Here is a 14,891-nt window from a genome sequence, read left to right as displayed (position 1 = left end):
ACCCCAAAACCTGTTTGCCATGATCAAGCGGCTCACTGTCCCCACGCCCCGCCCAGCGCGGTACAAGCACACCTGATACGCAGCTATCAGCGTGACGCAGGGATAAACGCGACACTGCCCTCGTCACGCTTGTGAAACAGCCGCTCGCCATTGTCCGGCCGGGTCGTGATCACCTGATGATCCGCACCCAAATACGCCAGCGGCGTCGGATCGTCCTTGGAGAACTGCGCGACGATGATCGTACGTTGCGGGTCAAAGCCTTGGCCGCTGGTTTTTTCCAGCCAGGCCATGAAGGCGGCTGTGTCACCCTGGCGGGGAAAGTCCTGGGTCTCGGCGATGTAGTAGAACGGCTTGCCGCCATTTTGCAGGTACATCGGGACCTTGTTGTCGACTTCCACCAGCACCATCTGCCATTGGTTCCAGGGCGCGCTTTTCACGGCCTCGGCTTGCACATCTTCGGCGAAGCGGGTCACGCCGCCGTTGCCGTTAGACCAGGGATAGGCCACGCCGAGTATCAACAGCATGAGTGCGGCAGCGATCCCCAGACCCTTCTGCCAGCGCGGCCAGATGGCGGGCTTTTTCAACACGCGCTCGCTCAGCCACCACGCCGCCAGCAATTGGGCAAAGGGCACCAGCGGCAGCACGTAGTAGCTGCGCCGGCTGCCGCTGGCGGTGAAGAACACAAACAGCAGGCCCAGGCCCCACACCAGCCAGCGCGCGTTCGGCGCGGTGTGGCGCCAGTGCCGCACGGCCAGCCACAGGCCGAGCAACCAGCACGGAGTCCAGGGCAGCGTGTAGGCGGGCAGGTAGATCAGGTAGGTGTAGATCGGCCCCATATGGTCGAACGGGTCGAAGAAACGCACCACGTTTTCCCGGAACACCAACGCCAGGCCGCTCGCGCCATAGGTCGGTGCGCCGTAGACGTGCGACAGCACGAACGGCACCGCATACACTGCGGCGGCGATCAGCACGGCCAGCACCAGGCGCAGATTGAGGTGGCGCTTGTAGCGTTGCTCGCCGAGCAGGTGCGGCAACAGCACGAGGCCGGGCAGCACAAAGCCGATCAGGCCCTTGAACAACGACGTCAGGGCCAGCAACAGGAAAAACACCGTGTAGCGCCACAGCCGCGTGTCGTCGGGGCCACGCCAATACCAGGCGACGGCCGCCAGCACGCCGCACACGGTGAGCACATCCGCCGTGGCCACGCGTGCCCAGAACAGGAAGTAGAACGTGGTGGCGAGCATCCAGCCGGCGATCAGCCCCGTGCCCTTGCGGAACAGGCGTTCGCCGATCAGGTACACCAGCCACACACTCAACCACGCGCCGATCACCGACGGCAGGCGCAACGACCAGGGACCAAGGCCCCCCATCAGGTGGGCCGCGCCGGTGATCAGCCAGTAGGAGGGCAGGGGTTTGTCGTAATACGGCAGGCCCTTGAGGTACGGGTCGAAATAGTCACCGCTCTGCAGCATCTGCAAGGCGATATTCGCCCAGCGGGTTTCCGGGCCCCACAGGTCACGCGCGCCCAGGCCGGTGAGCAGCAGCAGGGCCGAGACGCCCAGCAACAGCAGCAGGGCGCCGCGTTCGGTCTTGAAATAACCCGGCATCATGGCGCCTGCGGGTAGAGGATAAGTTCCAGGTAGCCCTTGTGATAGCGTTTGCCTCCGGGCGGCAATTGCCCGGCCTCGCGCATTTCACTGGTGCTGTTGACCCGCAGCAGCACGCCGACCGAGCCGTGCTGGCGTGCTTCTTTGAGCCAGCCCTGAACCTGTTCCAACCCCACTTTGCGTTTTACGGCACCAGCGTACTGCAAGCCGTAGCGCAACTCGCCTTCGGTGTCATACAGCACCACGTCGGCGCGTTGCAGGCGCCAGGCCAATGCGCTGGCGCTCTCCAGTTCATTGCTCAGCAGCGCGTGGGTGTGCTGCAACTCATCCAGATGCTCCAGCACAAATTGGTCGGGCATTTCGTTATCCGCGATCTGCGCCGGCATGCTCGCCGGCAGCAGGATCACCAGCAGGCCGATGCCCAGGGCCGGCATCGCCCACAACGTCAGCGGACGCAAGGCCTGCAGCAGGTTGGCAAGGATCCAGCCCAGCAGCACGATAAACGCCAGCGACAGGCTGAACATCTCGGCATGGCTGTTGCTGTACAGCGGCCTGGCGATTTGCAGGTAGATCAGGCCGACCATGGCGGCCATGCCGATCACGAAGTTGAACAGGCCATTGAGGCACAGGGCTTGGGTTTTGCCTTGGCTGACCAGGTCGCTCAAGGTATGCCCCATCAGCAACGCCAGGGGCAGCAGGCACGGCATGATGTAGGTCGGCAGCTTGCCGTTGCTCAGGCTGAACAAGCCCAGGGGCAACAGCAGCCAAAGGGCCAGGAAGGCGATCGCCGGGTGGCGCTTTTCTTTCCAGGCCTGGTGCAGGGTGTTGGGCAGCAGCCCGGCCCACGGCAGGCAAGCCACCGCCATTATCGGCAGGAAGAACCACCAGGGCCGCACGTGTTGCGCGTTATCGGCACTGAAGCGGCGGATGTGTTCATTCCAGAAAAAGAAGCGCCAGAAATCCGGTTCCTGAGTGTGGACCGCCAGCACCCAGGGCAAACACACCAGCACGGCCACGCCGATTGCCAACGGGCCATACCGCAGCAGCTCGCCCAGGCGCCGTTGCCAGAGCATATAAGGCACGGCAATCAGTACCGGCAGCGCCCACGCCAGGAAACCCTTGGTCATGAACCCCATGGCACAGGCGAATCCCAGCACGGCCCAGGCGCCCAGACGGCTGCGCAGGAGGCTGCTGTCGAGGGCAAACCACAGCGCCACCAGGCTCAGGTTGACCCACAAGGTGAATTGCGGATCGAGGTTGGAGTACCCCGCTTGCCCGGCCACCAGGCCAAAGCTCAGGTAGAGCAGGGCGCAGGCGAAACTCTTGCGTGGGTCGTTCCACAGGCGGCGGGCGATCAGGTACGCAAGCAGCACGCTCAACCCAGTGGTCAGGGCCGAGGCGATGCGTACACCGAACAGGTTCTGGCCAAACACGGCCTGGCCCAGGGCGATCAGCCAGTAACCGGCAGCGGGTTTTTCGAAATAACGGATGCCCATGAAGTGCGGCGCCACCCAGTTGCCGCTCAGGAGCATCTCCTGGCTGATCTGGGCGTAGCGGGTTTCATCCGGTATCCACAAACCGTGCAGGCCCAGGGGCAATAGATAAAACGCGACGAAGGCCAGTAATAACACCGGCAGGGGTTTCAGGCGGGTCATGAAAACGTCGCTCCCTGACGCCTGATGGTAGTTTTTTCAACTAATGAAGTAATGGCGAAAGTCGTCACAGCGTTCACTAAGTAACAGGAAATAGTCATAACGACCTTAATTAAAGGGCGCAACTAAACATGCCAGAACAGGGCTGTCTTTTTGCTGAACATAGGCCGTAGGGGCGGGAAGGGAATGACTTAGATTTGTTTAAGTGCGGCTGGCCAATCCTGGTTTTTCATGATGCCCAGGGCCTTGAACTTGCCGTTGGCCAGCACCTGTACGAACAGCGCGCTGCCGTACTCGGAAAACTTGGCGTGGGGGAAGCCCAGGGCGGTTTCGAAGTCGGCAATGCAACCGCTGTGGGTGACGAAGACGAGGTTGCGCCCGGGTGCTTTGTGGCTGAGTAATTCTTCGCCCATGACCGTGCCGCACACGGCCTGCTGGCCAGAGGTCAGCTCGTTTTTGCCGAACATGAAACGTAAGGTCTGGGCGGTGCGAATGGCTGGACTTGCGAGCACGTCGCTGCCATCCATACCCAGTGTTTTAAAGGCTTTCCCAAGTTTTTCAGCGTGTTGGCTGCCATTGATCGTCAAGCCTTCCACCGGCCCCAGGCATGGATTGGACGAGCGATCGCAACGCTCTTCATGGCGTACCAGCACGATCAGGTCGCCATCGCGCCAGAGCGGCAGCACCTGGGAACTCAACAAGCGATTGCCCACGCCCAGGTCTTGTGGTGATGAAGGCCAGAACAGGCTGCCAGTAATGAGCAAGGCGACCACCACGATCCCCAGCCAGAGGGTTTGCCAACGCTTCAGAAAGGCCCGGCGTGAGCGTGGTTTGGTCAGGGTAAGGTCAACCACTTCATTCACCATGGTCACTGTCGGCAATATTGTATTCATGAGGCGCAACTTGTCGGCGAGTGCCCGAAGTGAAGCGGGAGGCTGTCACAGGGCGGCTGTCTTTTCGCTGAACATGCCGCAGTTAAAAGTTGCCAGGCGTGGTAACTAACAAGTTGCCGACGAATGACGTTTGGCCGGTAATTTAAAGGGCGGTGGGTGGGCAACCGGTGAAATCAATGTGAAAAATTTGCGTGACGTGAATCCTTAGCCGTTATTCTCGATTGCCAGCCATCAGACGAGTGTTGCCATGTTGCAGGTGCAAGGTGTCTTTAAAAGCTACGCCACTCCCCAAGGCCCGCTGCCGGTGTTGGCGGGGGTCGATTTGCATCTGAGCGAGCGCAGCAGCCTGGCCTTGATGGGCGAGTCCGGCAGCGGCAAGAGCACCTTGCTGCACCTGGTGGCCGGGCTCGATCGGGTGGACGGCGGCACTATCCAGGTGGGCGAGCAGCGCCTCGACCAGCTCAGCGAGGCGCAACTGGCCCACTGGCGGCGTACCGAGATCGGCCTGGTGTTCCAGCAGTTCAACCTGATCGGCAGCTTGCGTGTCGACGACAACCTGGCATTCCAGGCCCGCCTGGCGGGGCGTTTTGATCCGCAGTGGCAGGCGCAATTGGTCGAACGCCTGGGCCTGGGGGACTTGCTCAAGCGCTATCCGGAACAACTCTCGGGCGGCCAGCAGCAACGGGTGGCAGTCGGACGGGCGTTGGCTTCGCGCCCGGGTTTGCTGTTGGCCGACGAGCCCACCGGCAACCTCGACGAAGCCACCAGCGACGAGGTGCTGCAACTGCTGCTGGACCTGCTGCGCGACAGTCCCACCAGCCTGTTGATGGTCACTCACAGCCCACGCATCGCCGCCCGCCTGGACCGGCAAGTGGTGCTGCATCATGGAAAGGTCCTGCCGACGTGAGCGTGTTTTACTGGACCATGCGCGCCTTGCTCAGCCATTGGCGACGCCATCCGGTGCAGTTTTTCAGCGTACTTGCCGGCCTGTGGCTGGCCACCGCGCTGCTGACCGGGGTGCAGGCCCTCAACAGCCAGGCCCGTGACAGTTACGCGCGCGCCAGCCAATTGATCGGCGGCGAACCCCAGGCCAGCCTGAGTGCGCCGGACGCCGCCAGTTTCCCGCAAACGCTGTTTGCCCAACTGCGCCGCGCCGGGTGGCCGGTGTCGCCGGTGGTGCAGGGGCGGCTGCAACTCAAAGGGCATGAGGATGTGCGCCTGCAGTTGATGGGCATTGAGCCGCTGTCGTTGCCCGGCAGCGGCGCGGTGGCGGGGCAGCGCTTGAGCCAGGCGCAGATGCTGGCCTTCTTTGAACCGCCGGGGCGTACCTGGATTGCGCCGCACACCTTGCAGGCCCTGGGGCTGCGCGCAGGCCAGCAACCGCTCACACTGAATGGGCAGCGCCTGCCACCGTTGCAGGTCCAGGCGGATATGGCGCCCGGCCTGTTGCTCACCGATATCGGTTTTGCCCAGCCGCTGCTGGAGATGCCCGGCCAGCTCTCGCGCCTGCTGGTGGACAAGGCCTTCGCCGCTCGCCATCCCACACCGCCCGCCGGGCTGCAACTCAAGCAGGGCGAGGAGAATAACCTCGCGCGGTTGACCGAGAGCTTTCACCTGAACCTTGATGCGTTGGGCTTCCTGTCGTTTGTGGTGGGGCTGTTCATTGTGCACGCGGCCATCGGCCTGGCCCTGGAGCAGCGGCGGGGGTTGTTGCGCACGTTGCGCGCCTGTGGGGTGAGTGCGCGGATGTTGATCCTCGGCCTGGGGGTGGAGTTGGGGGCGTTGTCGCTGCTGGGGGGCGTGCTCGGCGTCGCCAGCGGTTACCTGCTGGCCAGCCTGTTGCTGCCGGATGTGGCCGCCAGCCTGCGCGGCCTGTATGGCGCCGAGGTACCGGGCCAATTGAGCTTGAACCCAGGGTGGTGGGCAGCGGGGCTGGGCTTGAGTTTGCTCGGTGCCTTGCTTGCCGGCGCCAGCAGCCTGTGGCGCGCGGCACGTTTGCCGTTGCTGGCGCTGGCCAATGCCCAGGCCTGGCACGAGGCCCATGGGCGCTGGTTGCGGCGCCAGGGCTGGGTCGCGGCTACGGCCTTACTGATCGCGTTGTTGGCGTTATGGTTGGGCGATAGCCTGGCGGCGGGCTTTGTGTTGATGGCGGGGTTGTTGCTCGGCGCCGCCCTGGGGTTGCCGGTCGTGCTCAATGGGCTGTTGAAGGTCGTATTGGGGCGCAGCCGTTCGGTACTCGGCCAGTGGTTCCTGGCTGACTGCCGTCAACAACTGCCGGCCCTGAGCCTCGCATTGATGGCGCTGCTGTTGGCCCTGGCCGCGAATATCGGCGCGGGCTCCATGACCTCGGGCTTTCGCCACACTTTCAATAACTGGCTGGAGCAACGCCTTACCGCCGAGCTGTACCTCAACCCGCAAAACCCGGCCCAGGCAGAACACCTCGGTGCCTGGCTGGCGCAGCAACCGTTGGTACAAACCGTGTTGCCCACCTGGCAGGTCGCGGTGCAATTGCAGGGCTGGCCGGCGGATCTGTTTGGCGTGGTCGACGACCCGACCTACCGTCAGCATTGGCCGCTGCTGGAAGCGGCGAGCGCGCCGTGGGACCAGTTGCAGCAAGGCGAGACCCTGATGCTCAGCGAGCAACTGGCGCGGCGGCTGGGGGTGACGCTGGGTGATATGGTGAGCATTCCCACGCCGCAGGGTGTGTGGTCGCCGACCGTGGTGGGGGTGTACGCCGATTACGGCAATCCCAAGGGCCACGTGCTGGTCAATTCCCGCCACCTGCTGGCCCACTGGCCGACACTGACGCCGGCGCGTTTCAACCTGCGGGTATTGCCGGAAAACGTGGCGCCGCTGGTGGGTGAAGTGCAGCGCGCCTTTGCCCTGGAAGACAGCCGTATCGTCGATCAACAGCAACTCAAGGGTTGGTCGAGCCAGGTGTTCGAACGCACCTTCGCCGCCACCGCCGCGCTCAACAGCCTGACCTTGGGCGTGGCCGGTGTGGCGCTGTTCATCAGCCTGCTGACCCAGAGCCAGAGCCGCCTCGGCCAACTCGCTCCGCTGTGGGCATTGGGGGTGACGCGCAGGCAATTGATGCTGCTGAACCTGGGGCAAACCTGGTTGCTGGCGGTGCTTACGCTGGTGTTGGCATTGCCCTTGGGCCTGTTGCTGGCGTGGTGCCTGGATGCGGTGATCAACGTGCAGGCCTTTGGCTGGCGCCTGCCGTTGCAAGTGTTCCCGTGGCAGCTCGCTCAATTGCTGGGGCTGGCGCTGCTGGCCACGCTGCTGGCATCGGCCTGGCCGCTGTGGCAGCTGTACCGCAGTCGTCCGGTGGATTTGTTGAGGACGTTTGCCCATGAAGATTAAGTCGTTGATGTGCGCCGTATTACTGCTGGTGGCCTGTGACAAAGTCCCTGCGCCACAGGAAAGCTTCGCCGGCCTGGGCAGTGACGCGGCCGACTTTGCCCAGGTGCTGCCCGGCAAGGTCTTCAGCTTTCCCGAGGACCACGGCCCCCACGATGGTTTTCGTATCGAGTGGTGGTACGTCACCGCCAACCTCAAGGACGCACAAGGCAATGTGTTCGGCGTGCAATGGACGCTGTTTCGCAACGCCCTCAAGGCCGAGCCGACGCAAGCCGGCTGGCACGACTCGACCGTATGGCTTGGCCACGCCGCCGTCACTTCCGCCACCCACCACTACGCCGCCGAACGCTTCGCCCGCGGCGGCGTCGGCCAGGCCGGGGCGCAGGCAGTGCCGTTCAACGCGTGGATCGACGACTGGAATTTCGCCAGCCAGCCCGGCGCCGCGAGCGCGTTGGCGGACATGCAGCTCAAGGCCAGCGGTGCGCAATTTGCCTACGACCTGCGCCTGACCTCCAGCCGCCCGCTGGTGCTGCAGGGCGACAACGGCTACAGCCGCAAATCCGACCAGGGCCAGGCGTCGTACTACTACAGCCAACCCTTCTTTACCGCCGATGGCAGCGTCAGCATCGACGGCAAGACGTATCAGGTCAGCGGCCCGGCGTGGCTCGACCGCGAATGGAGCAGCCAACCGTTGACCGCCAGTCAGACCGGTTGGGACTGGTTCTCCCTGCACCTGGACCGTGGCGAGCAGTTGATGCTGTTTCGTGTGCGGCAAACCGACGGCGCGTCCTACCTGACCGGCACCTGGATCGACCGCGAAGGCCACACCCAGACCCTGCACAACGCCGATATCCAACTGGCACCGCTGGACACAACAGCCATCGACGGACGCCAGATTCCCACACGCTGGTCGCTGAAGATTCCCAGCAAGCAGCTGGATATCACCACCCAGGCCGTCAACCCCAACGCCTGGATGAACCTGAGTATTCCGTATTGGGAAGGACCGGTGCGGTTTGAGGGTGGGGTGGGTTACCTGGAGATGACCGGTTATTAGGGTTGTTTCTGTAGGCCCAGTTTCTTCGTGAAGTAGGCAACTTCCCAAATGCAATTCAGCCCACCTGCGCTTGTGTTCGGGGCGTAGGTGCTTGCTTATATTTCGACGCCATCTTCATTGCATCCCGGATGTAAGGCATGGCGCAGAGCTATATCAACGACCGCGCAACGGACTACAACAGCTTGAAATCCCGCCTGATGGGCGCTGCCCCGAGCCGACAACGTTCTGACCATTTTGATGTGCTGAACCGGCACCTGCGCCCCGGCCTGGTCACGGCATCTGGACGAGGTGGCGCAGACCCTGGAGGACATCGAGCGGTTGCATCAGCGCTTGAAGGACGGTGCTTTGGACCGGAATGGTTTTACCCAACAGCGCCAGGCCCTGTTCCGGCGCCTGGATCTGCAACTGCAAGGCGCTGCACGGTTCGGCACGGGGTTGCAGGGCAGTGAGTCGTTGAAGAAGGTGCTGGGGATTTCGACTAACAGCTATCTGCATAAAGGCGAGATCGCGGGGTATGCGCAGCGCATGCGCGAGATTGCGCAGACGTCCAAGTGGCTGGGTAAGGGAACTTTCATTGGGATCGCGCTGGATGTGGGCGTGACCGGGCTGGAGATCAAGGAGGCGTGTGTGACGGGGCGGGAGGCGCAGTGCAGGAGGGCGAAGTATGTGGAGACGGGGAGGTTGGTGGGGGGAGTGGCTGGGGCGGCTGGAGCTGCGAGTTTTGGCGCTAAGCTGGGTCGGCGCGCATGCAACATTTTTTTAGGCATTGCGGCTAAAGGGCGTGGTGAACTGATCTGTAGCGTTATCGGAAGTGCTGCGGGTGGGTATGCGGGGACAGATCCTGGAGGTCAATGGTGATTTGATATTCCAGCCAGAGGGGGCTTAGCCATGAGTTTTTTTCTTGCTTACACCATTGTGTGGTTTGTCGGGATGTTGGTTGTCGTGGGACTGATACTTTTTGCCGAATATACGAAGCTCGACCAGCTGGAGAGCTACTTCAGTGAAAACGCAGAGGTTCGAGGGGGCTAGTTTTTCCTACACGTATTTTTCCTTTAGGCCACATTCATCTGAAAAAATACTGTACATGCATCCAGTAATGTCCTACATTCCATCCCAGGTGACCGGATGTCACCTGACCTTCAGTTTTTAACTATGGATGGATAAAAAATGAAATCGAAAAAAGCCTTTATGCTGGGCGCGGCCATGGCGGCCTCCTGCTTCGTTTCGGCCTTCGCCCTGGCCGAGCAATACCCTTCGCAGCCCACCCCGAAACTGAGTGCACAGACGGTCAAGCAGGCTGCGGAAAAAGCCCTCAAGTCGGGCGGTACGCTCGAAGCCACGCCCATCTCCGCGCAGTTGCAGCAAAAACTCAAGGCGGCGATGGCGGTCAAGGCGGCCGGAAAATCCAAGGCCGTGGCCAGTCAACCGGCAAAAACCACCACGGTTGCCACCGCTGACAGCGAACTGAAGAAACCCGCCCAGGACCAGCTGAAAACGGAGGTCGCCGAATTCGTGCCGCTGTTTCCGACGCTGGACGTCAATACCCTCTACACCATTACCGATGTGCAGACAGGCCAGGAGTTTCCCTACCACTTCAACCTGCCGCAAAGTGCTCGCATACTGGTGCAACTGATTGACCAAAGTGCCGGTGCCAATATGTCGCTGAGCCTGTTCCGGGATGACGGCCAGGGCAATCCCCAACTGATCGGTACCTCCGACAACGCGGGCAATGCCGATGAATTCCTGGGTGGCGTGCTGCCGGCGGGGGATTATTACTGGTACATGGTGGCCAATGAGGCCACCGACGCGCAGTTCAGTTTTGGCGTGGCGGTGGACACCAACATCGATGCCTATGAACCCAACGACACCCCGCAAGCCTCGTTCGTGCTGCCCGACGCCCTGAACAAGGTGACGGGCAATCTCGACAACCCGGATGATGTCGACTACTTCGCCTTCCAGGCCACCCGTGGCCAGAACGTGGCGATGTCCCTGAGCGATGACAAAAAAGAGGTGAGTGACCAGTGGATCTTCGAGCGTCTGGAAGGTAACAACTGGGTCCAGGTACCGGTCGGCGATGACCTGGTTGCCTCCGGTCTGGCACCTGGCTATGTGGTGCAAGTGCGGGTACGTGCCAACCCTGGCGTCACCCAGGATCCGAGTGTCCAATACAACCTGACTCTGGGTTCGGCGCCGCAGTTGAAGAGTTTCGACGTGAAGGGCGACAACATTGTGCGGGTACCGGTGTCGGTGTTCCCTCTGGCAACGCAGACCGCGCGCACGTTGAACTGGTCGACCCAATGGGCCGACTCCACGGGTGTGCCGCTGCTGGGGGTAACGCCGGTGTTGCGCGTCGACAAACGCTTTGACGGTGCCGAGTTCCATTGGACCGACTTCAAGGCCACCACCAACAGTGCAGGCGCGACCCTGGCCAGCGCCTCCCTGGGTGAGTGCTTCGGCGACTACCGTGTGGTAATCCCGGACAGCAGCACCGGTGTGGCGTACAACTGGGATACCACCTTCAACTTCGGTGGCTGGCGCATCGAGCTGGATGAGTTCCAAGGTGTGGGAGTGGGCGGTGATAACGTCCCTTACGTGAGCCTGGGACACATCTGCACCCAGAACATCACACACTGATACATCGCGATAAATGAAAGGGGCAGCCGGAACCGGCTGCTCCTTTTTTTTCGTTTCGCCAACGCTCGTTTCGGCGACCGGCTCACCACCGGCGATCCCACATTTGTTCGGGACTGACCAACGGCCTCTTGCACCGGCCTGGTTTCCTTGCTAGTTTCTCGCAAAATGTTAACGATAACATTTGCTCTAAAAATAAAAACAAAACAGAGACCACGCCATGAAAATGCTCCCGAAAACCCTGTGTTTATTGGCTGTAAGCATCACCCTCGGCAACGCTGTACCGGCATTCGCCGACCCCCCCAAACCGATCCGCATCGGCGCGTCGTTCCAGGAAATCAACAACCCCTATTTCGTCACCATGAAAAACGCCCTGGAAGAAGCCGGCGCGAGCATCGGTGCGAAACTCATCATCACCGATGCCCGCCACGACGTGTCCAAGCAGGTCAGCGACGTGGAAGACATGTTGCAAAAAGGCATCGATATCCTGCTGATCAACCCCACTGATTCGGTAGGCGTGCAATCGGCCGTCAAGTCCGCTCACGCCGCCGGTGTCGTGGTGGTGGCGGTGGACGCCCAGGCCGAAGGCCCGCTGGATTCATTCGTCGGTTCGAAGAACTTCGACGCCGGTTTCCAGGCTTGTGAATACCTGGCCAGGCACATCGGCGACAAAGGCAATATCGCCATCCTCGACGGCATCGCCGTGGTGCCGATCCTGGAGCGCGTGCGCGGCTGCAAAGAGGCCGTGGCCAAGCACCCGGACATCAAGATCGTGAGCATCCAGAACGGCAAGCAGGAGCGTGACCAGGCGCTGACCGTCACCGAAAACATGCTGCAGGCCCAACCCGGCCTCAAGGGCATTTTCAGCGTGAACGACAACGGCTCCCTCGGTGCGCTTTCTGCCATTGAGGCCAGCGGCCTGGACGTGAAACTGGTCAGCGTCGACGGCGCGCCGGAAGCGATCAAGGCGATCCAGAAGCCCGGCAGCAAATTAATCGCCACCTCGGCCCAGTACCCCCGCGACCAGATCCGCCTGGCCCTGGGCATTGCCCTGGCGAAGAAGTGGGGCTCGCAAGTGCCCGCCACTATCCCGGTGGACATCACTCTGATCGACCAGGCCAAGGCCAAGGACTTCAGCTGGTAAACCGCCCAGGCCCCCCGGTATGCGTGGGGCCCTGGTCATCCTTCTGAGCGAGAGGTCGGCGGCATGAGCAGTCTTCTGAAGCTGGAAAATATCTGTAAGCGTTACCCGGGGGTGCAGGCCCTCAAGTCCATCAACCTGCAAGTCGAGCGCGGCGAGATCCATGCCTTGCTCGGCGAAAACGGCGCGGGTAAATCGACCCTGATGAAGATCCTCGGCGGCGTCGAGCATCAGGACGAAGGGCGCATCCTCATCGACGGTCAGGCGCAACGTTTCGCCACTTACCGCGACGCAATCGCTGCCGGGATCGGTATCGTGTTCCAGGAGTTCAGCCTGATTCCCTACCTCACGGCGGTGGAAAATATCTTCCTCGGCCATGAGCTGAGCAACCGCTTTGGCCTGCTGCGCAAACGCGAGATGGTCGAGGCCGCCGAGGCGTTGTTCCAGCGTCTGGGCGTGAGCATCGACCTGCATTGCGCGGTCAAGCATTTGAGCGTGGCCGAGCAGCAATTCGTCGAAATCGCCAAGGCCCTGGCCCTGGATGCGCGTTTGCTGGTGCTGGATGAACCCACCGCGACCCTGACACCCAGCGAGGCCGAACTGCTGTTCGAGATCATGCGTGAGCTCAAGCGCCAGGGCGTGGCGGTGATTTTTATCTCCCATCACCTGGAAGAGATTTTCCAGGTGTGCGACCGCATCAGCGTACTGCGCGACGGCGGCAACGTGGGCGTGACCGATGTGGCCGACAGCGATATCGACCGCCTGGTGGAAATGATGGTGGGCCGCCGCCTGGAATGCAGTTTCCCGCCCAAGTCCGGCACCGAACGCGGCCCGTTGTTGTTGGAGGTCAAGGACATCCAGCTCGTGCGCAACGGTCCGCATAACAGCTTTCAACTGCACAAGGGCGAGATCCTCGGCTTTGCCGGTCTGGTCGGCTCCGGCCGCACTGAGCTGGCCCTGGGCATGCTCGGCGCGCTGCCGTCGGTGAGCAAAGAGGTGTGGCTGCGTGGTGAAAAAATCCGCCTCGACGACCCGGCCCAGGCGCTGGCCCATGGCATCGGGCTGCTGCCGGAAAGCCGCAAGAGCGAAGGGCTGATCACTGATTTCAGCATTCGCGAAAATATCTCCCTGAACAACCTGCCCAAGTACCAGAACGCCGGTGGCCTGATCGACAAGGCCAAGGAGTGCGCCAGCGTCGAGGCGTTGATGAAGCAGCTATCGATCAAGGCCCCGAGCGGCGAAAGCCGGGTGTTCAACCTCAGCGGCGGCAACCAGCAAAAGGTGGTGATTGCCCGCTGGATCAACCACCACTGCGACGTGCTGGTGTTCGACGAACCCACGCGCGGCATCGACGTGGGCGCCAAGGCACAGATCTACGCGCTGATGCGCAGCCTCACCGAACAGGGCTACGCGATCATCATGATTTCCTCCGAACTGCCCGAAGTCATCGGCATGTGCGACCGCGTCGCCGTGTTCCACAAGGGCGCGATCGTCAAGGTCCTGGAAGCGTCCGCCGTCAATCCTCAAGAGGTCATGCGCCATGCAACAGGGGGCTCAAGTGAATACGTCCATTAACCGCGCTGACACCGCGCGGCTGCGCCTGAACTTGGCGCGGCTGGTGCGCTCGCCGGCGTTCTATCCGTTCGTGGGACTGGTGGTGGTGACCCTGGTGATGATCCTGGCCAGCGACACGTTCCTGACCGCCAGCAACCTGACGAACATCGCGCGCCAGGTGTCGATCAACGCGATTATCGCGGTGGGCATGACCTGCGTGATCCTCACCGGTGGCATCGATTTGTCGGTGGGGCCGGTGATGGCGTTGTCCGGCACGCTGACGGCCGGGCTGATGGTCGCGGGGCTGCCGCCGGGGCTGGCGATAGGTGCCGGCATGCTGATCGGCGTGGCGTTCGGCATCGGCAACGGTCTGTTCGTGGCCTACCTGCACATGCCGCCGATCATCGTCACCCTGGCGACCATGGGCATCGCCCGTGGCCTGGGCCTGATGTACACCGACGGCTACCCGATTTCCGGGTTGCCGGACTGGTTTGCTTTTTTCGGTCGCGAAAGCGTGTTCGGCATCCAGGTGCCGATCCTGATCATGCTGATCACTTACCTGGCCGCCTATGTGCTGCTGCAACACACGCGCATCGGCCGCTATATCTACGCCATCGGCGGCAATGAAGAAGCCGTGCGCTTGTCCGGCGTACGCGCGGCGCGCTTCAAGGTGCTGGTGTACGGCATCAGCGGCCTGACCGCCGCGATTGCCGGGCTGGTGCTCACCTCACGCCTGATGAGCGGCCAGCCGAATGCCGGTGTGTCGTTCGAGTTGGATGCGATTGCCGCCGTGGTACTCGGTGGCGCGTCGATTGCCGGTGGGCGTGGGGTGATTGTCGGCACCTTGCTCGGTGCCATGCTGCTCGGGGTCTTGAATAACGGATTGAACATGCTCGGGGTGTCGCCCTACGTCCAGAGCGTGATCAAGGGCGGGATCATTTTGCTGGCGATTTTCATCAGCCGTCAGCGCCATAAATAAACTTCTCTCATACAGGC

The 14,891-nt window shown here is 62.0% G+C and carries 11 protein-coding genes; 8 read left to right on the top strand and 3 right to left on the bottom strand.

Annotated features, from left to right (window positions below):
* Positions 1–86: 86 nt before the first annotated feature.
* The 3 genes from M2397_RS16900 to M2397_RS16890 form a co-directional block, all read right to left on the bottom strand.
* Entirely contained in the window at positions 87–1,607 is a 1,521-nt protein-coding gene (locus M2397_RS16900; protein ID WP_131698212.1) for a glycosyltransferase family 39 protein, read from the bottom strand.
* Positions 1,607–3,262: a lipid IV(A) 4-amino-4-deoxy-L-arabinosyltransferase gene (gene arnT, locus M2397_RS16895; protein WP_145336217.1), complete on the bottom strand. Its 1,656-nt coding sequence runs from the start codon at positions 3,260–3,262 to the stop codon at positions 1,607–1,609. Before arnT ends, M2397_RS16900 begins: the two co-directional genes overlap by 1 nt.
* 188 nt (positions 3,263–3,450) lie before the next feature.
* Positions 3,451–4,125, bottom strand: coding sequence for a histidine phosphatase family protein (locus tag M2397_RS16890; protein ID WP_259244116.1), 675 nt, complete (start codon positions 4,123–4,125; stop codon positions 3,451–3,453).
* A gap of 274 nt (positions 4,126–4,399) precedes the next feature.
* Between M2397_RS16890 and M2397_RS16885 the strand changes: the two genes are divergently transcribed.
* The 8 genes from M2397_RS16885 to M2397_RS16850 all read left to right on the top strand — a co-directional run bounded on the left by M2397_RS16885 (position 4,400) and on the right by M2397_RS16850 (position 14,874).
* Positions 4,400–5,059, top strand: a complete 660-nt coding sequence (locus tag M2397_RS16885; protein WP_131698210.1) for an ABC transporter ATP-binding protein — start codon at positions 4,400–4,402, stop codon at positions 5,057–5,059.
* Positions 5,056–7,518, top strand: coding sequence for an FtsX-like permease family protein (locus M2397_RS16880; RefSeq protein ID WP_259244099.1), 2,463 nt, complete (start codon positions 5,056–5,058; stop codon positions 7,516–7,518). Before M2397_RS16885 ends, M2397_RS16880 begins: the two co-directional genes overlap by 4 nt.
* Positions 7,508–8,569, top strand: a complete 1,062-nt coding sequence (locus M2397_RS16875) for a lipocalin-like domain-containing protein (RefSeq protein ID WP_131698208.1) — start codon at positions 7,508–7,510, stop codon at positions 8,567–8,569. Before M2397_RS16880 ends, M2397_RS16875 begins: the two co-directional genes overlap by 11 nt.
* A 288-nt stretch (positions 8,570–8,857) precedes the next feature.
* On the top strand, positions 8,858–9,427 hold the full coding sequence (locus M2397_RS16870; RefSeq protein ID WP_310521933.1) for a hypothetical protein: 570 nt from the start codon (positions 8,858–8,860) through the stop codon (positions 9,425–9,427).
* A gap of 309 nt (positions 9,428–9,736) precedes the next feature.
* Positions 9,737–11,203, top strand: coding sequence for a hypothetical protein (locus tag M2397_RS16865; RefSeq protein WP_259244098.1), 1,467 nt, complete (start codon positions 9,737–9,739; stop codon positions 11,201–11,203).
* A 217-nt stretch (positions 11,204–11,420) separates the two neighbouring features.
* A complete protein-coding gene (locus M2397_RS16860; RefSeq protein ID WP_259244097.1) occupies positions 11,421–12,344 on the top strand; it encodes a substrate-binding domain-containing protein in 924 nt (307 codons plus the stop codon).
* Positions 12,345–12,407: 63 nt separating this feature from the next.
* Positions 12,408–13,916 (top strand): sugar ABC transporter ATP-binding protein, encoded by a 1,509-nt coding sequence (locus M2397_RS16855; RefSeq protein WP_184742964.1) that lies wholly within the window; start codon positions 12,408–12,410, stop codon positions 13,914–13,916.
* Positions 13,882–14,874: an ABC transporter permease gene (locus M2397_RS16850; protein ID WP_145336211.1), complete on the top strand. Its 993-nt coding sequence runs from the start codon at positions 13,882–13,884 to the stop codon at positions 14,872–14,874. Before M2397_RS16855 ends, M2397_RS16850 begins: the two co-directional genes overlap by 35 nt.
* The last annotated feature ends 17 nt before the right edge of the window (positions 14,875–14,891 follow it).

The sequence above is a fragment of the Pseudomonas sp. BIGb0381 genome (genome assembly GCF_024809815.1).
Taxonomy (GTDB): domain Bacteria; phylum Pseudomonadota; class Gammaproteobacteria; order Pseudomonadales; family Pseudomonadaceae; genus Aquipseudomonas.
Note: the sequence above shows the minus strand (reverse complement) of the source record. Positions and strands in the feature narration are given on the sequence as shown.